This window comes from Novosphingobium sp. (assembly GCF_039595395.1).
Lineage (GTDB): Bacteria > Pseudomonadota > Alphaproteobacteria > Sphingomonadales > Sphingomonadaceae > Novosphingobium.
Genome location: NZ_JBCNLP010000006.1, coordinates 1,360,119 through 1,376,717, shown reverse-complemented (window position 1 = coordinate 1,376,717; position 16,599 = coordinate 1,360,119). Strand labels below are relative to the sequence as shown.

The 16,599-nt window shown below is 65.8% G+C and carries 13 protein-coding genes; 9 read left to right on the top strand and 4 right to left on the bottom strand.

Annotated features, from left to right (window positions below; all coding sequences use genetic code 11):
- Positions 1-56 precede the first annotated feature (56 nt).
- From ptsP to ABDW49_RS25750, 3 genes are all read left to right on the top strand, one after another.
- A complete protein-coding gene (gene ptsP, locus ABDW49_RS25760) occupies positions 57-2,558 on the top strand; it encodes a phosphoenolpyruvate--protein phosphotransferase (RefSeq protein WP_343616475.1) in 2,502 nt (833 codons plus the stop codon).
- Positions 2,555-4,270: an N-acetylglucosamine-specific PTS transporter subunit IIBC gene (nagE, locus tag ABDW49_RS25755; protein WP_343616474.1), complete on the top strand. Its 1,716-nt coding sequence runs from the start codon at positions 2,555-2,557 to the stop codon at positions 4,268-4,270. Before ptsP ends, nagE begins: the two co-directional genes overlap by 4 nt.
- Before the next feature lie 96 nt (positions 4,271-4,366).
- Positions 4,367-5,296 carry an ROK family protein gene (locus tag ABDW49_RS25750; RefSeq protein WP_343616473.1) on the top strand — a complete coding sequence of 310 codons (930 nt, stop codon included), beginning with the start codon at positions 4,367-4,369 and terminating at the stop codon, positions 5,294-5,296.
- Positions 5,297-5,311: 15 nt separating this feature from the next.
- Here ABDW49_RS25750 and ABDW49_RS25745 read toward each other — a convergent pair whose 3' ends face one another.
- Entirely contained in the window at positions 5,312-6,250 is a 939-nt protein-coding gene (locus ABDW49_RS25745) for an alpha/beta hydrolase (RefSeq protein WP_343616471.1), read from the bottom strand.
- Between the two features lie 125 nt (positions 6,251-6,375).
- Here ABDW49_RS25745 and ABDW49_RS25740 point away from each other — a divergent pair, with 125 nt between their 5' ends.
- Positions 6,376-6,660, top strand: coding sequence for a hypothetical protein (locus tag ABDW49_RS25740; RefSeq protein WP_343616470.1), 285 nt, complete (start codon positions 6,376-6,378; stop codon positions 6,658-6,660).
- Positions 6,661-6,662: 2 nt separating this feature from the next.
- Here the strand turns inward: ABDW49_RS25740 and ABDW49_RS25735 are convergent, their stop codons facing one another.
- Complete coding sequence (locus tag ABDW49_RS25735; RefSeq protein WP_343616469.1) at positions 6,663-7,070, bottom strand: DUF1801 domain-containing protein; 408 nt, start codon at positions 7,068-7,070, stop codon at positions 6,663-6,665.
- Positions 7,071-7,229: 159 nt separating this feature from the next.
- Between ABDW49_RS25735 and ABDW49_RS25730 the strand changes: the two genes are divergently transcribed.
- Both ABDW49_RS25730 and ABDW49_RS25725 read left to right on the top strand, forming a co-directional pair.
- Positions 7,230-8,264 (top strand): nucleoside hydrolase, encoded by a 1,035-nt coding sequence (locus ABDW49_RS25730; protein ID WP_343616468.1) that lies wholly within the window; start codon positions 7,230-7,232, stop codon positions 8,262-8,264.
- Between the two features lie 112 nt (positions 8,265-8,376).
- Positions 8,377-9,606, top strand: a complete 1,230-nt coding sequence (locus ABDW49_RS25725) for a GGDEF domain-containing protein (protein ID WP_343616466.1) — start codon at positions 8,377-8,379, stop codon at positions 9,604-9,606.
- Between the two features lie 2 nt (positions 9,607-9,608).
- On the opposite strand, the gene ABDW49_RS25720 is transcribed toward ABDW49_RS25725, so the two are convergent.
- Positions 9,609-10,799, bottom strand: coding sequence for a cytochrome P450 (locus tag ABDW49_RS25720; protein ID WP_343616465.1), 1,191 nt, complete (start codon positions 10,797-10,799; stop codon positions 9,609-9,611).
- Positions 10,800-10,957: 158 nt separating this feature from the next.
- Here ABDW49_RS25720 and ABDW49_RS25715 point away from each other — a divergent pair, with 158 nt between their 5' ends.
- The gene (locus tag ABDW49_RS25715; protein ID WP_343616463.1) at positions 10,958-11,578 is read left to right on the top strand and encodes a TetR/AcrR family transcriptional regulator; all 621 of its coding nucleotides are present in this window, start codon (positions 10,958-10,960) and stop codon (positions 11,576-11,578) included.
- Between the two features lie 22 nt (positions 11,579-11,600).
- Here the strand turns inward: ABDW49_RS25715 and ABDW49_RS25710 are convergent, their stop codons facing one another.
- Positions 11,601-13,916: a TonB-dependent receptor gene (locus ABDW49_RS25710; RefSeq protein ID WP_343616461.1), complete on the bottom strand. Its 2,316-nt coding sequence runs from the start codon at positions 13,914-13,916 to the stop codon at positions 11,601-11,603.
- Between the two features lie 168 nt (positions 13,917-14,084).
- Between ABDW49_RS25710 and ABDW49_RS25705 the strand changes: the two genes are divergently transcribed.
- Both ABDW49_RS25705 and ABDW49_RS25700 read left to right on the top strand, forming a co-directional pair.
- Complete coding sequence (locus tag ABDW49_RS25705) at positions 14,085-15,698, top strand: bifunctional 3-(3-hydroxy-phenyl)propionate/3-hydroxycinnamic acid hydroxylase (protein ID WP_343616459.1); 1,614 nt, start codon at positions 14,085-14,087, stop codon at positions 15,696-15,698.
- Positions 15,695-16,543, top strand: a complete 849-nt coding sequence (locus ABDW49_RS25700; RefSeq protein WP_343616457.1) for a fumarylacetoacetate hydrolase family protein — start codon at positions 15,695-15,697, stop codon at positions 16,541-16,543. Before ABDW49_RS25705 ends, ABDW49_RS25700 begins: the two co-directional genes overlap by 4 nt.
- Positions 16,544-16,599: the final 56 nt, after the last annotated feature.

Below are 16,599 nucleotides of genomic sequence, written 5' to 3'. Positions count from 1 at the left end.
CACCATTTGCGCATACCACATCGGGCATTCCATTTCTGGCGGGGGCTTTCTGTAACGTGACCAGTCTCATTCTCAGTTCCCCTCTGCGCGGCTTTGCCCTCGCGCTCGATGAGGTGCCCGATCCGGTGTTCGCGCAGAAGATGCTGGGCGACGGCGTGGCGGTGGACCCGACCGGCGACTGCCTGCATGCCCCCTGCGACGGCACGGTGATCTCGGTCCACGCCAGCCGCCATGCGGTGACCTTGCGCGCCGATGAGGGCGCTGAAATCCTGATGCATATCGGCATCGACACGGTGGCGCTGGGCGGGGCGGGCTTCCGCACCCATGTCAGCGAGGGGCAGCGCGTGCTGCGCGGCGATCCGCTGGTCTCCTTCGATCTGGATGCGCTGTTGCCTCAGGCCCGCGCGGTGGTGACGCCGATCCTGCTGACCAACCCCGAGCAATTCCGCATCGCCCGGCGCGAAACCGGCAAGGCGGTCGGCGTGGGCGAGGCGCTGTTCTTTGTCGAGCCGCTTGAGGCAGCGGTGGCGGGCGCGGCGCTGGCTCAGGGCGAGGTCTGCTCGGTCGATCTGCTAGTGCCGATGATCCATGGCATCCATGCCCGCCCGGCGGCGCGCATCGCCGAATGTGCGCGCGGTTTTATCGCCGAGGCCACGCTGGCCAAGGGCGACAAGACCGGTTCGGCGCGCAGCCCGGTCGCGCTGCTGGCGCTGGGGGTGCGCTGTCAGGATGAGATCACCCTGCGCACCGAGGGCCCCGATGCGCCCGAGGCTCTGCGCGCGCTGGTCGAGCTGATCTCCAGCGGCATGGGCGAAAGCGCCGAGGCGGCAGCCCCCGCGCAACCCGCCCCGCCTGCCCCCGAATTGCCGGCCTTGCCCGCAGGCTGGCTGGGCGGCGTGACGGCGGCGCCGGGTCTGGCGATCGGCAAGGTGCGCTGGTTGCGCCATGTCGAGCGAGAGATCCCCACCTACAGCGATGATCCGGTGAAGGAGGTGCAAAGGCTGAACGCAGCCCTGGCCGATCTGGGCCAGCGTCTGGCCGACCGCGCGCAAGGCGAGCATGGCAGCGTCGCTCAGGCCCATCTGGCGCTGCTGGAGGACCCCGAGCTGCGCGTCGCCACCGATCGCGGTCTGGCGCAGGGCCACAGCGCCGATTTCGCCTGGCGCAGCGCGATGCGCGCTCAGGCCGATGTGATGCGCGCCACCGGCGACCGCCGTCTGGCCGAGCGGGCCGACGATTTCCTCGATCTCGAGCGGCAGGTGCTCGCCCTGCTGGCGGGCGAGGAGCCCGAGGCGCGGCTCGACCTGCCCGAGGACACGCTGCTGCTGGCCGAGGATCTGCTGCCCTCGCATGTGATGGCGCTCGATCTGGCCAAGGTGCGCGGCTTTGCCACGATGCGCGGCGGGCCGACCTCGCATGTCGCCATTCTGGCCGGAGGCATGAACCTGCCCGCGCTGGTCGCGCTGGGCGACAACCTGCGGGCGTTGGAGGATGGCGCGCTGGTGATCCTCGACGCCGGGCGCGGCGCGATCAACCCCGCCCCCGATGAGGCGGCGCTCACGCAGGCGCGCGACACCATCGCCGCCGAGGCCACCCGCCGCGCCGCCGCTCTGGCCGCCGCCGGGGAACTGGCGCGCACGGCCTGCGGCACACGGATCGAGGCTTTTGCCAATCTGGGTTCCGCGCAGGATGCGCAGGTGGCGATGGCCCATGGCGCGGAAGGCAGCGGCTTGCTGCGCACCGAATTTCTGTTCCTCGAAAGCGCCACCGCGCCCGATGAGGACCAGCAGGCCGCGCAATATCAGGCGATTGCCGATGCGATGCAGGGCCGCCCGGTGATCGTGCGCCTGATGGACATCGGCGGCGACAAGCCCGCGCCCTTCCTGCCCATGGCGCCCGAGGAAAACCCGGCGCTGGGCCTGCGCGGCATTCGCGTTGGGCTGGACCGCCCCGATCTGCTGCGCAGCCAGTTGCGCGGCATTCTGAAGGTGCAGCCGCTCGGCCAGTGCCGCATCATGGTGCCGATGGTCGCCAGCCTTGCCGAATTGCGCGCGGTGCGTGGTGCTCTCGATGCCGCGCGCGCCGAGATGGGCATCACCGAAACCATCCCGCTGGGCATCATGGTCGAGACGCCTGCCGCCGCCGTCACCGCCGATCTGCTGGCTGCCGAGGCCGATTTCCTCTCGGTCGGCAGCAATGATCTCACCCAATATGTGCTGGCGATGGACCGGGGCAATCCCGCCGTCGCGCCTGGCATCGACGGGCTGCATCCCGCCATTCTGCGCCTGATCGGCCAGACCTGTCAGGGCGCGGCGCAGCATAACCGCTGGGTCGGCGTCTGCGGGGGCCTTGCCTCCGATCCGCTGGCGGTGCCGATCCTGCTCGGGCTTGGCATCACCGAATTGTCCTCCACCCCGGCGCAAGTGCCCGCCATCAAGGCCGCGATCCGCGCCGTCACGCTGGAGGCCTGCCGCACGCTGGCCGCAGAGGCGCTGGCACTGTCTGATGCCGCGCAGGTGCGCGCTCTGGCGCGCTCGTTTCAGGAGAAGCTGGCATGAAGTCTCTGATGAACGGCCTGCAGCCTCTGGGCCGGGCGCTGATGCTGCCCATCGCGGTGCTGCCCATCGCGGGCCTGCTGCTGCGCCTTGGCCAGCCGGATCTGCTGAACATCGGTTTCGTCAGCGCGGCGGGTGACGCGATTTTCGCCAATCTGGGCCTGCTGTTCTCCATTGGCGTGGCCACCGGCTTTGCGGCGGATGGCAATGGCGCGGCCTGTCTTGCCGGTGTCGTCTGTTTCCTGGTGGCCCGCAGCGGCGCCGAGTCCCTGATGACGGTGCCCGGCGATGCGCTTTCCGGCGTGCCGGCCACGCTGACCGCCATGGCCGAGGCGGCCTGGAAGCAAAAGGCGATTGCCCGGCTCGACGTGCCGCTCGGCATTGTGTCGGGTCTGGCGGCGGGGCTGCTCTACAACCGCTTTTCGGCCATCCGCCTGCCTGAATATCTCGCCTTCTTCGGCGGCCGCCGTTTCGTGCCGATCGTCTGCGGGCTGGTGGGGCTGGTGCTGGCGGGTGTGGTCGGCGTCGGCTATGCCGCGATCGCCGCGGGCGTCGACCATCTGAGCGATGCCATCGTGCGCGCCGGGCCCTTCGGCCTGTTCCTCTTCGGCCTTGCCAACCGCCTGCTGCTGGTCACCGGTCTGCACCATATTCTCAACAATGTGGTGTGGTTCGTGCTGGGCGATTATCACGGGGCGACGGGCGATCTGCGCCGCTTCTTCGCCGGCGATCCCACGGCGGGGGCCTTTATGTCGGGCTTCTTCCCGGTGATGATGTTCGGCCTGCCCGCCGCCTGTCTGGCGATGTATCACACCGCGCGGCCCGAACGCCGCAAGGCCGTGGGCGGCATGCTGCTGAGCCTTGCGCTCACCTCGATGCTGACCGGCGTGACCGAGCCCATCGAGTTCAGCTTCATGTTTCTGGCCCCCGTGCTGTTTGCGGTGCATGCGGTGCTGACCGGCCTGTCGATGGCGCTGATGAACCTGCTCAATGTCCATCTGGGCTTTGGTTTTTCGGCGGGGCTGCTCGATTATCTGCTCAACATCGGCAAGGCGACCAACCCGCTGCTGCTGATCCCGGTCGGGCTGGCCTATGCCGCGATCTATTACGTCAGCTTCCGCTTTGTGATCGTCAAACTCGATCTGGCGACGCCGGGCCGCGAGGCCGAGAGCGAGGCTGGCGATGAGGTGGATGTGGCAACCGACGGGCGCGGCGCGGCTTTCGTCAAGGCGCTGGGCGGTGCGGCCAATCTCACCTCGATCGGTGCCTGTACCACGCGTTTGCGCCTGACCGTTCAGGATCAGACCCTGCTGAACGAGGGCGCCTTGAAGGCTTTGGGCGCGCGCGGGATCATCAAGCCCTCGCCCACTGCCGTCCAGATCGTGCTGGGGCCGATGGCCGATCAGGTCGCGGTGGAGATGCGCGCCGCCGCGTCGCAAGGCAACCCGCAGCAGGCAGGGGCGGCAAGCCCCGCGCCTCAAGCCGAGGCCGAGGCAGAGGCAGAGGTCGAGGCCGGGCAGGCGATCCCCGCAACCCTTCGCGCGGCGCTGGGCGGTGAGAATGCCATCGAACTGCGCCGCTTCCACGGCCGCATCAGGGCGAAGCTGAAAGACCCGGCCAAGGTCGATCACGCCGCTCTGCTGCATCAGGGCGTGCGGCATATTGCCGAGATCGGCCCCGATACGCTGGACCTGCTGATCCCCCCGCAGCTCTGACGCCGCCCCGCCGCATCTGAACAACCAACACCCATCCCAGCGACGGGCGGCCCCGTGTGGCCGCCCTCGATGCCCCCTATTGTGAGGACACGACCCATGACCATCTTCGGCGCTATCGAGGCAGGCGGCACCAAATTCGTCTGCGGCGTGGGCAATGCGCGTGACGGGTCGCTGCGCACCGCCTCCATTCCCACCCGCGATCCGGACACGACCTTTGCCGATGTCTGCGATTTCTTCCGCGAGGCGGTCGGGCTTGGGCCGCTCTCCGGCATCGGCCTTGCCAGTTTCGGGCCGATCGGCGTCAATCCGGCCGCGCTGGACTATGGGCATATTCTGGCCACCACCAAGCCGGGCTGGGAAGGGACCGACATGATCGGCAGGCTGCGCGATGCGCTGAATCTGCCGATCGCTCTGGATACCGATGTCAACGCCGCCGCTCTGGCCGAGGCGGCCTGCGGGGCCGAGCCCGTGCGCCATCTGGCCTATGTGACGGTGGGCACCGGCATCGGCGTGGGGCTGGTGGTCGACGGGCGCAGCGTGAACGGCATGGCTCACCCGGAGATCGGCCATATTCTGGTGCGTCGCCATCCCGCGCATGGCGATTTTCCGGGCATTTGCCGCTTTCATGGCGATTGTCTGGAAGGGATGGCGGCAGGCCCCGCGCTGGAGGCGGCATGGCCCGGCCACAACCAGCATTTCCCTGAGGATCACCCCTTCTGGGCGGTGGAATCGGACTATATCGCCCAGCTTTGCATGAATCTGATCCTGACGACCGCGCCCGAGCGCATCGTGCTGGGCGGCGGGGTGATGAAGCAGGAAAGGCTGTTCCCCCTCATTCAGGCCCGCACTCTGGAGTTGCTTGGCGGCTATGCCCATGGCGTGACGGATATGGCGGCGATGCGCCGCATGATCGTGGCACCGTCCTGCAGCGAGCCCTCCGGCCTGATCGGCGCCTATCTGCTGGCCGAAGGCTGCGTGGAGCCGGAAGCCCTGTCGCTGAGCCCCAGGGTGGTGTGCGAAGCCTGAGCGCCGCCGACAGGTCTAGCCTGTCGGGGACGGCTGCCGCGCGAAGAGGGCAAGGGCAACCCGGATCGCGGCGACCAGAGCCAGGGGCTGATCGAGCATGACATGGTGGCGGGCAAAAGGGATGGCCGACGTGCCGACGCAGTTGGGCAGAAGCTGCTGGAAGGCGGCGATATCCTCCTTGCTCACCACGGCTGACATATCGCCATAGATCAGCATGAGGGGCGGGGTCATGCCGGCGATCCAGTCGTCAGGATCGGCCGGCTCCCTGTTGGCATTGACCATGGGATCGAAACGCCAGCTCCAGCTCGTGTCGCCATGCTGGTCGGTGATCGGGCGGAGCGAGTGCCGGGCGATATGGTCCAGCAGATCGAGATGATCGCAAGGCTGATCGGGCAGCAGCCTGAAACGCGCCAGCGCCTTGGCCTGAGAGGGGTAGCGGCGTTCGGGCATCGGGCTGCCCTTGCGCCCTTTCCAGCGGCCGGGGACAAAGCTGTCGACCATGATGGCCTGGCCGATCCGGTCGGAGGCATGCGCTGCGGCATACATGAGCGGCACGCCGCCGAAGGAGTGGCCGATAACGGTCGGCGGGCCTGCCAGATCCAGCCCGGCTGCAGAAATGGCGGCCAGCAACTCGCGGGCATTTTGCGGGATCGAATAGGCCGGGCGCCATGAGGACCGCCCCATGCCCGACCAACTGATGGCCGCGCAGCGATGTGTGGCGGCAAAGAGCGGGGCGATAAAGCTCCACCAGTCGGCATGGGCCAGATTGCCATGCAGAAACAGGAGGCCGGGTTTGCCCCTCTCTCCCCAGGTCAGCAGCTCGATGTCCGCGCCGTCAACGGGGATGAAGGAGCGTTCCGGTTCATGCCCAAGCACCGCATGAAGCCAGGATGAGGTCAGGGGCTTTTCGCCGCCGAGATGGGCGAGCGGCAGGGTCTTCTCGGCGGTTGTCAAATTGATCCTCCGTGGGGGAATGGGCCGTGCGGTGCTCATCTCGCGGTTTCCTGTCCGCATCAAGCGCTCTGTGGGGCGATCGGGCATCCGTGGTGACATTGTGTGAATGCCCCGCGTCCATTCGCATGCAGGCCGACGATGGCGCGCAACCGAGGCGCGGCATCATCGGCCTCACCAACCGGGGGCAGGCGCGCAAGCCCGATGACTGGGGCGCGCTGCGGGCATGGGGCTGGGGGGCGAGCCGGGCGCTCGACGATCTGGCGACCCGGCCCGAGGTCGATATTCATCATGTCGGGATCGAGGGCGTGTCGCGTTACGGCAAGGCGGCGCTGATCGCGGCGGCCTTTGACCAGCGCTTTGCGATGGTGCTGATCGGTTCCTCGGGCAAGGCAAGCGCCAGTCCGGCATAGGGTCAGTGTCGAGGGCGGGGCTCGTCCAGACGCCTGCGCATGTCCTTGTAGGCATGGGCCAGCAGCGCGCACAGGGCGGCTTCGTCTGGCATGCGGTTGAAACGCAGCTTGACGTGACGCATGCGCTTGCCGGTGCCCTCCAGCAGATGGGCCGGGTCATCGAGATCGGCGCCGCAGAAAAACCCGATGTTGGCATGCGTGGCATAGGCATCGACATAGGCAAAGGCGGCCTCCTCCACACAGGCGGTGGGGCGCCCGTCATGGATCAGGTCTCGCACATCCGCGCCGCAGTCGCGCAGCCTTTCATACCAGGGCTGGACCAGGCTGCGCAGGGCATCGCCCTGGGCGAACCATGCATCGATGGCGGGATCGCGTCGGCGCGCCTCGGGGAAAAGGAAGAGAGCCTCCATTCAGGACATTCTAGAGGACCTCATGAGGTGCGACAAGCATGGGGCTTGAGCACCGTCTGGCATAGGTAGCCCCTATGGATCGGCCAACAATTGCTATTTTACTTGATCAGCCAAGTCCTGAACAAGCCTCTCCAAAGGATCGTATAAGGAGAGGGCATTGTGGACCTGACGCTGGACCGCAGATTGTTTGTCGGATCGACCATCGCCTGTCTGGCCGGGCTGCCTCATGCCGCCGCTGCTCTTGCCGGTCAGCCGCTGCTGGCGCGGGTCATTCTGGACAATGATTTTGCCGGTGATCCCGATGGGCTGTTCCAACTGGCCCATCATGTTCTGTGCCGTTCGGTCCGCATCCCGCTGATCATCGGTTCCCATTTGCCGGCCGCCTTCAGCAGCGGCCATGACGCGCGGGATTCCGCCGATCGGGCGCGGGAACTGCTGGCGCTCATGCAACTTGACCGCAGCCACACGCCCATCGCGGGGGCAGAGGCGCCGATCCGCTCCCGCACATCCTGGACGCCGAGCGCCGCTTCCGCCGCGATCGTGCGGGAGGCGATGCGCGATGACGTGAAGGAGCCGCTGATCTATGCCTCCGGCGCGGGTCTAACCGATCTCGCGCTGGCCTGGCTGAGCGAGCCAAGGATCGGGCGGCGTATCAGGCTGATCTGGATCGGTGGCAACACGCATCCGGGCTTCGGCAATCCCGGTGTGAAAGCCGGTGAGCCCGAGTTCAACTTTTCGATCGACCCGATCGCCGCGCAGGTGCTGTTCAACGAGTCCGATATCGAAATCTGGCAGGTGCCCTCCGACGCCTACAGCCAGATGCTGTTTTCCAACGCCGAGCTGGAAGAATTGGGCGCAAGCGGGCCTTTGGGAGCCTATCTGAAGGCCAGGGTTGATGCGATCCCCGCGATGTTGGCCAGCAAGATACCGGGCCTGCCGCCGATCCCCACCACCGACGCCTATGTGCTGGGCGACAGTCCGCTGGTGACCTTGACCGCGCTGGTGCCTCCCATGCAGCCCGATCCGACCTCTTGCCGCTTTGCTGCCATGCCCACGCCGCGCCTTCTCGACAATGGCAGCTATGTGGCACGCCCCGATGGACGGCCCATGCGTGTCTACACTCAGATCGATGCCGGGCTGACATTCCGCGACATGCTGGCGCGCTTCAGGATCAGTGCCCCTGTCACCCGATGACCGCCTGCGGGGCTGATTACGTGGTATAACGGATTGGAAAGCCTTTCCGTTCATACATCGATTCTGATCTCCGCGCTGATCTGGCGGTGGGACGCCAATCAGCGGTGACGACATGCCACAAGCCTTGCTGCCCTTTCTGGTGAACATCACCATTGCCGCCATGCTGGTGGCGAGCTTTCTCACCATCGCACAGCTCAACCCCAGCGTGCGCAAGGCCCGGTGGATCGCGCTCTGCTACGGCTTGGGGGCGCTCAATCCGCTGGGTGAGATGGCGATCCTCTTCGGAGGCGATCTGAAATGGATGGGCATGATCGCCGCCGGGGGATTTCTCGGAGGGATCACGCTCTACTCACCGGTGATGTCGCAATTTTACGGCAAACGCCCCTGCTGGCGGGCTGCCGCGATGATTGTGCTGATCGGCCTTGCCTATAGCTGGGTCACGATCGGCATGCCGGATAAGAGCCTGTGGATCGACCTTGGCTTTCAGGGTTCTTTCGCGCTGGGCAGCACGCTGTGTGCGGTCACCACCTGGCGCCATGCTCCGCCTTCGGCGATGAACCGCGTTCTGGCGGGCGTTTTCGTGCTGACCGCGCTGCATTTCCTGCTCAAGCCCTTTGCCGCGCTGCTGCTGGGGGGCGCTGTCAGCGAAACGCATTATGCCCACACGCTCTATGCGGTGGTGTCGCAGTCCAGCACGGGCTTTCTGATGGTGGCCGCCGGATTGCTGTCGCTGATCACCGTGCTGCAGACGGTGGTGCAGACCAATTCGCTTCAGGCGCGCACCGACCTTCTGACCAGCCTGCCCAACCGCCGCGCGCTTTTCGAGCGATTTGCCGCGCTGATGGCCGATCGGCATGGCGGCTTTCCGGTGGGCGTCGCGGTGATCGACATCGACCACTTCAAAAAGATCAACGACAGCTTCGGCCATGCGCAGGGCGACGAGGTGCTCAAGGCTGTCGGCCTGTGCCTTGACCGCAACCGGCCTTCGTCCGCCATGCTGGCCCGGATCGGCGGCGAGGAGTTCGTGATGCTGCTGCCGGGGCTGGACGAACAGGGGGCCCTGCTGGTGTGTGAGCATCTGCGGCGGGCGGTGGCCCGTCTGGCGCCGGGGTCGGCGCATGCCGTCACGGTCAGCGTCGGCCTCACGCTGGTCGAGAGTGGCGAGGATCTGGCCGATACGCTGCGCCGGGCCGACCGCGCGCTCTATGAGGCCAAGCGGGCCGGGCGTGACCGCTGCCGGGTCGCGGATGAGCAGATCAGCGCGACAGGGCCAGTGCGTCTCTCGCTGGTCGGCGGCGTCCAGGAGCCTGACCGGCGGACATGGGGCCGGTCAGGCGCGTGATTTCAGTTTGATCCCATCAGAGAGCAGTCGAGCGAAGCGAGGCCGCGCAACGTGTTGTGCGGGCGGCGGACCGGGTTCGCTGCCTCGATCCGCCGGACCTTGCGTGCCATCGTCTCGAGGATGACCGAGATTTCCAGCTTGGCCAGATGCATGCCCGCGCAGACATGCGTGCCCATGCCAAAGCCCAGATGGTCGCTTGGGCGGCGGGTGATGGTGAAGCGCTCTGGATCGGTGAATTTGTCCGGGTCGCGGTTGGCGCAGGCATAGAGCATCAGCGCGCGCGATCCCGCCGGAATGCGGGCATCGCCGATCTCGACATCGGCGGTGACATGCCGGGCAAAGCCGCGGATCGGCGATTCAATCCGGATCACCTCATTGATCGCATGGGGGATGAGCGTCGGGTCCTCGCGCAGAAGGTCCCATTGGTCGGGATGGGCGGCGAAGAGTTCCAGCGCCGCGCTGGTGGCATTGATCGTCGTGTCGAGCGCGGGGGTCAGATAGTCGATCAGCATCATCCTTGCGGTGTGCTCGCTGATCGTTCCGGCATCCGCCGCGATGAACAGCGCCTCACCCCAGCCGCCCGGAATGAGCGAGGCACGGTCAAGCCGTTCGAGGACATAGCCGATCACATGCTGCGCGATGGCCAGACCGTCCAGCGTGCGCGCATTCTCGATCGGGCCGAAGGCGTTGAAGATCGCGGCGGCCCAGTCGAGCATGTTGGTGCGCCCCTCCTCGTTCAGCCCGACCAGTTCCGTCACGATGGCCAGCGGGAGGTAATGCGCGAGGTCGACCACCCCATCGAAACTGTCGCGTGTGAGCAGGACGTCGATTCTGGCTTCGACCAAAGCCTCCAGACGAGGCCGCAACTCGGCCAGCGCCTTGGGCATCAGCGGACGGGCGAACAGGCGGCGCATGGCCAGATGCTGCGGATCGTCGCTGCACAGCATGATCCCCTGGGATGCGCTGTTCATCGGCTCGTTCATCATGCAGCCGCTGGCCGAGGAGAAGATCTCGGGGGACAGCAGCGCGCCGCGCACGCTCTCATAGCGGGTCAGCGCCCAGACGTCGTTCCGCGCCAGCCATACCGCCGGGCCCAGCGCGCGCAGGCGGTCATAATGGGGGTAGGGATCGAGAATGACCGCATCGCTCCAGAAATCGATCTCGCAGGTGGGAATGGCCTTGCTTGGCTGCATCGCTTCTCTCCGTATCAGTGCTTTATGTCTGGGTGACATTCTGTCATTATGAGGGCATGGATCATGTCGAGATTGCCGGTCGCCCCGTTGGCTCCCCCGTTGGCGAGGCCGTCAAAGAAGACCACCGCGTTCGCGTTGCGCGGGAAAGGCGTGAGCGCATGCGCGCCCATCTGCTTCAGTCGGTGATGGCGGTCTGCGGCGGCCGGAAGCTGACGGGGGCAACGGTGATCGAGGATGTGGTGCGCCACGCCGGGGTCTCGCGCGGCACCTTCTACAAATATTTCGACACGCTGGATGAGGCGGTGACGCAACTGGCCTTCGAACTGGCCGAGCAGATGACCGACGACATCCACAACGTCTATGACATTCTGACCGATCCGGTGATGCGCACGGCGACAGGCTTCCAGACCTTCCTTTCGCGCGCCTGGATCGATCCGGACTGGGGCAGCTTCATCACGCATCTCGGGCTGCTGGGCGGCGAGGACGGGCTGATCGCCAGAAAGGTCAAGGGCGACATCAGGATGGGTGTCGAAACGGGCGATTATTCGGTGGTGTCGGTCGATTTTGCCGCCGACCTGCTGATGGGGGCCAAGCATGAGGCGATCCGCCGTATCATCTCGGGCGAGCGTGACACGGCCTATATCACCGGCGTCGCCGCCATGGTGCTGCGCAGCTTCGGCGTATCGCCCAGCAAGGCCGAGAAGACGTCCGAGAACGCCTTCAAGCGCCTGTGCGTCGAGGCGCCCGGCATGATGGCGTGGTGGCGCCCGATCGGCTGAGGATGCGGGCGCCACAGCCATCTCAATATTTGAAATGGGCCGAGATCATGACGGTGCGCAGCGCATTGGGCCCCGCCAGATAGGCCCCGTAGAAAGCGCCGAACCGGGGATCGACCGAAGGGCTGGCAAAGTCCTGCGAGATCGCATTGGTGACGTTCTTGGCCACCACATCCATGCCCCACCGCTTGTCGCTGGTCTCGATGCCGGCCTGCAGGTCGAGCGTGGTCAGCGGTGCTGATGGGAACAGCTCCTGATCCTGGTTGAACATGCTGCTGCGGTGGCGGACATTGCCGCCCAGATGTCCCCTGAAGCGGTCGTTCAGCCGCGTGTCATAGGTGAGTCCCGCGTTGAAAATGAGCTTGGGCGCCTGCGAGCGGCGATAGCGTCCATAGACCGGATTGCCGCTGGCATCCACGGCAGGCGCGTTGGTGGCCGGATCGATCGGCTGGATGACGCCGGTGGCATCGGCATAGGTCAGGCCGCCGTCAAAGCGCAGGTCCGGCGTCATCTGGAAGGCGCTTTCCACCTCGACGCCGCGGCTGCGGGCCGGGCCGTTGAAGGTGATGAAGCCAAGCGTGCCGCCGGTGAAGATCGTGTCCTGGAAATCCTTGATGTCGGTCCAGAAGCCCGCGATGTTGAACCGCAGGCGCCGGTCGAACAGGGTGGTTTTCAGCCCGATCTCATAGCTTTTGACCTTCTCGTCCCGGATCGCCGAACCGGCGGCGACCAGAGCGGCGGGCACCTTGCCATTGACCAGCGCCGTGGGCGGAACCGCGATCGTGTTGCTCTCGACAAAGCCGCCCGATTTGCTGCCGTGCCCGAAGGAGGCATAGGCCATGACGCTGCGGGCCACATCATATTGCAGGCTGACATTGCCGTCGACGAAGCCCGAATCATGCGACAGCGGGGTCGGATCGAAGGGCGGGTTGGCGATGGTGTTCCAGACGGTGAGGGGCGCCAGCGCCGTCCGTCCATAGATCACATCCTTCGTCTCGCGCGTGTAGCGCAGGCCGCCCGCAAGGCGCAGGCTGTCGGTGATGTGATAGGTGCCCGATGCGAAGACCGAATAGGCTTTCTGGTCCTGAATGAAGCGGTTGACGAAAGGGCCGTTGAACAGTTGGCCGGGACCGGGCGCGCCTGCTGGCGGAAAGCCGGGCACATGCCATTCCTGATCCTCGCGTGAGTTCCAGTGGCTGCTCAGATAGAAGAAGCCCGCCATGTAATCGAGCTTGCCTCCGGTGGGCGACTGGATGCGCAACTCCTGCGTGAACTGGTGATAGCGTTCGGAGCGTAAGAAATTGACACTGTCGTCGGTGGTGAAGTCGAAGTCGTCGGTGTTGTCGAGCTCGTAATTCACATAGGAGGATTGGGCAGTCAGCAGGTGATCGCCCAGCTTCAACTCGGCCTTGGCGGTCGCCAGGTTCGAACGGGTGATGTGGAAGGTGTCGCCATTGGGCGTGGCGCTGGTGAACTGGGCCGTGTGGCCGTCGAGAACCGTCTCGCCATAGCGCGCCGGAACCGTGCCGCCCACCAGTTGATAGCTGGAGCCGATCTGGCGGTTTTCGCCATATTGGTCCGAAACCGTCAGCGTCAGCGTATCGGTCAGCCGGGCGCGCAGGGTCGCGCGCAGGCCCAGATCCTTGCGCTCGGGCCCGTCATGGTTGGTGGTGTCATTGTGCACCCATCCGTTGAGGTCGTTGTAATGGGCCGCCACGCGCAGCGAGACCTTATCGCTGAAGGGCAGGTCACCGGCCGCATCGAGCTGATAGCCTCCATATTGCGCCTCATATCCGGCGCGGCCTTCGAACGAAAATTTGTCGCCCGGCTGCTTGCTGACCACGCTGATCGCGCCGAGGCTGGCGTTCTTGCCCAGCAGGGTGGATTGCGTGCCCTTGATGAACTCCATGCGGTCCATGTCGAAGAAGCCGGTGGAGTAGAGGCGGCTTTTGCCGAGGAAAACGCCATCGTTGAATACGGCCACCGATTGTTCAAACGCCTGCGGGCGCGCCTGTGTGCCAAGGCCGCGGAAGGTCAGCGCCAGGCCGTCGTCCGGCGCGCGTGAGAAGACCACGCCGGGCACCAGCGTGACGGCCTGAAACAGATCCTTGATCCCCTGCGTGGCCAGCGCCTGGCCGCTGATGGCCGTGACGCTGACGGGCACACGCTGCACCGATTCGGACCGTTTTTGCGCGGTTACGACGATTTCCGCCACGCCGCCCTGCGAGGCGGAACCCTCCGTGCCGGTCGGCGCGGATTGGGCGGACGCCCGCCCTGAGCCCACGCAGAGCAGGCCGCACAGGGCCACCGAAGCAAGATAGTGCCTTCGTGTCATCGTCATCCCTCTCTCCTCGCGTCCCGGCGATTCACTGTCCGCTCGGGTCCGCTTGCATGGCCGCTCATCCGGCTGCCTGTGGACGATCTTGACTTCATAGTGACATATCTGTCAAGATGACATTATTGGTCATGATGAAAAGATCCGACGCGCGGCGTCGGGCAGGAGAATGGAATGGCTGAAGGCCCCTATGACGTGATTCAGATCGGTTACGGCCCGGTGAGCGAATCGCTCGCCCTGATGCTGGGCCGCAAGGGACGGTCCGTTGCCGTCTGCGAGCGATGGACATCGCGATACCCGCTGCCGCGCGCGGTTTGTGTGGATCACGAGCTTTACCGCGTGCTCTCGGCCAACGGGATGGGCGAGATCCTTCCCTCGGTGACGCATGGCGGGCCCCTCTACCAGTGGTTCAATGCCGACTGGAAAGAGCTGTTGGTGATCGACTGGCAGAAGGCCTCGATCTCGGGCGGTCCCGAGGTGAATTTCGTCCATCAGCCGACGCTTGAAGGTGCGCTCGACACGATGGTGCAGCAGCAGAAGGGTGTGGACCTCCATCTCGGCTGGGAGGCGGTCGCGGTCACGCAGGATGCGGATCTGGCGCATGTGACGCTGCGCCATGTGGAAACCGGCGAGGAAAAGGTGCTGTCCGCGCGCTATGTCGTGGGGTGTGATGGTGCCAACTCGCTGGTGCGCACCACCATTGGCGGCGAGCGCGAGGACCGCGGCTTTCAGGCGGACTGGCTGGTGATCGACGTGCTGCTGAAGGACGGCGTGACGGTCGAGGGGCTGGGGTTGCCCGCTGCGGGCCAATATTGCAACCCGGCGCGGCCCACGACCATTGTGCCCGCCGGCGTGCGTGACGGCCGCCTGTTCCGTCGCTGGGAGTTCATGCGCCTGCCGCATGAGACGGTCGAACAGTTGGAGGATGAGGCTTACGTCTGGGAACTGCTCAAGCCATGGGCGGGGCCGGACGATGTCGAGCTGGTGCGCCACAAGGTCTACAACTTCCGCTCGCTGATCGCGTCGCGCTGGCGCGATGGCCGCTTGCTGATCGCTGGAGATGCCGCCCATGTCATGCCGCCCTTTATGGGGCAGGGCATGTGCGCGGGGATGCGCGACGCCTGGAATCTGGCGTGGAAGCTGGAACTGGTGCTGTCAGGCGTGGCGGATGACCTGCTGCTCGACACCTATCAGGCCGAGCGGATGCCGCATGTCAGCCAGATCACCGATATGGCGATCTTCCTCGGCAAGATCATCTGCATCCCCGACCCGGACGTCGCTGCCGAGCGTGATCGCGCCTTTCTGGGCGGCGATGCCCCGCCGCTGCCGCCGTTCCCCAAGCTCGATCACGGGCTGCTGTTCCGGCCGGACGGCGCGGCGCTGCAACCGGGAGCGGGTCTGCTCTCGCCGCATGTCGTCATCGAGCAGGGTGGCACGCGCGCGCGTTTCGACGATGTGACGGAGGCCGGCAGCGGTTTCGTCGCGATCGCGCGGGGTTTTGATCCTGATGCGTCCGTTGGTCCCGCGCGCGACGCATTGGCCATCGCCGGGCTTCGCTGCCTTCGGCTTGGCGCCGGTCACGCCGTCGATGTGGATGGGCGGATCGACGCCTTCCTCGATGCGCAAGGCTGGAACGCGATGATCATCCGCCCCGATTTCTACGTCTATGGCGGCGCCATCGAGGAGGACGATCTGTCCACACTGGCCGGAGCGCTTGCGGCGGACCTGCGCGCGCATGGCCTCCACGCATCCACCACCACCATTCTTGAGCATAAGGAAAACGTATGAAACTCGCCCGTTTTGCAGTCGGTGACGGCGTCCACCTCGGTCTGGTCGATGGCGACCGGATGTATGATCTGACCGCCGCCGGCCTGCCCTTTGCAACCATGCTCGCGCTGGTCGAGGCGGGGGAGGCCGGTCTCGACGCGGTGCGCAAGGTCGCCGGGAATGCGCCTGCCACGCCGCTGGCGCAGGTGACGCTGCTCGCCCCCATCGAGAAGCCCGGCAAATATCTGGCCATCGGCATGAATTATCAGAAGCATCTGGAGGAGGCCGACAAGCTCGGTGTTGCCCGCGCAAAGCATCAGGTGTGGTTCAACAAGCAGACGACCTGCCTCTCCGGACCTTTCGATGCCATCGAAGCCGGTGTGACCGAGAAGCTGGACTATGAGGTCGAACTCGGGGTGGTCATCGGCCGCCGCGCCAAGGGCGTGGCGCCGCAGGACGCGCTGGCCCATATCTTCGGCTATTTCGTGGCCAATGATGTGTCGGCCCGCGACTGGCAGTTCCATTCGCCCACCTTCACCATGGGCAAGTCCTTCGACACGCATGGGCCGATCGGCCCCTGGATCGTTACTGCCGATGAGATTGCCGATCCTCAGGCGCTCGACCTGCGCTGCCTGGTCAATGGCGAGGTTCGACAGGCCAACAACACGGCGAACATGCTGCACCGGATCGACGCGCAGATTTCCTATCTCTCGACCGCCTTCACGCTGGAGCCGGGGGATCTGATCGCCACGGGCACGCCCGAAGGCGTCGGTGTCGGCATGGAGCCGCCGACCTTCCTCAAGAGCGGCGATGTCGTGCGCTGCGAGGTCGAGGGCATCGGCATCATCGAGAACCGCGTGGCCTGACAACGCTGGCGGCGGTGCAAGCGCCGCCGCCAGACACCATAAGAGAGGATGACGAT

Bases quoted from the DNA above. Each gene is read 5' to 3' on its own strand.
- ABDW49_RS25700 (WP_343616457.1), top strand. From the start codon at position 15,695: ATGAAACTCGCCCGTTTTGCAGTCGGTGACGGCGTCCACCTCGGTCTG.
- ABDW49_RS25720 (WP_343616465.1), bottom strand. From the start codon at position 10,799: ATGCAGCCAAGCAAGGCCATTCCCACCTGCGAGATCGATTTCTGGAGC.
- ABDW49_RS25710 (WP_343616461.1), bottom strand. From the start codon at position 13,916: ATGACGATGACACGAAGGCACTATCTTGCTTCGGTGGCCCTGTGCGGC.
- ABDW49_RS25725 (WP_343616466.1), top strand. From the start codon at position 8,377: ATGCCACAAGCCTTGCTGCCCTTTCTGGTGAACATCACCATTGCCGCC.
- ABDW49_RS25735 (WP_343616469.1), bottom strand. From the start codon at position 7,070: ATGGAGGCTCTCTTCCTTTTCCCCGAGGCGCGCCGACGCGATCCCGCC.
- ABDW49_RS25705 (WP_343616459.1), top strand. From the start codon at position 14,085: ATGGCTGAAGGCCCCTATGACGTGATTCAGATCGGTTACGGCCCGGTG.
- ABDW49_RS25740 (WP_343616470.1), top strand. From the start codon at position 6,376: ATGCAGGCCGACGATGGCGCGCAACCGAGGCGCGGCATCATCGGCCTC.
- ABDW49_RS25715 (WP_343616463.1), top strand. From the start codon at position 10,958: ATGCGCGCCCATCTGCTTCAGTCGGTGATGGCGGTCTGCGGCGGCCGG.
- ABDW49_RS25750 (WP_343616473.1), top strand. From the start codon at position 4,367: ATGACCATCTTCGGCGCTATCGAGGCAGGCGGCACCAAATTCGTCTGC.
- nagE (WP_343616474.1), top strand. From the start codon at position 2,555: ATGAAGTCTCTGATGAACGGCCTGCAGCCTCTGGGCCGGGCGCTGATG.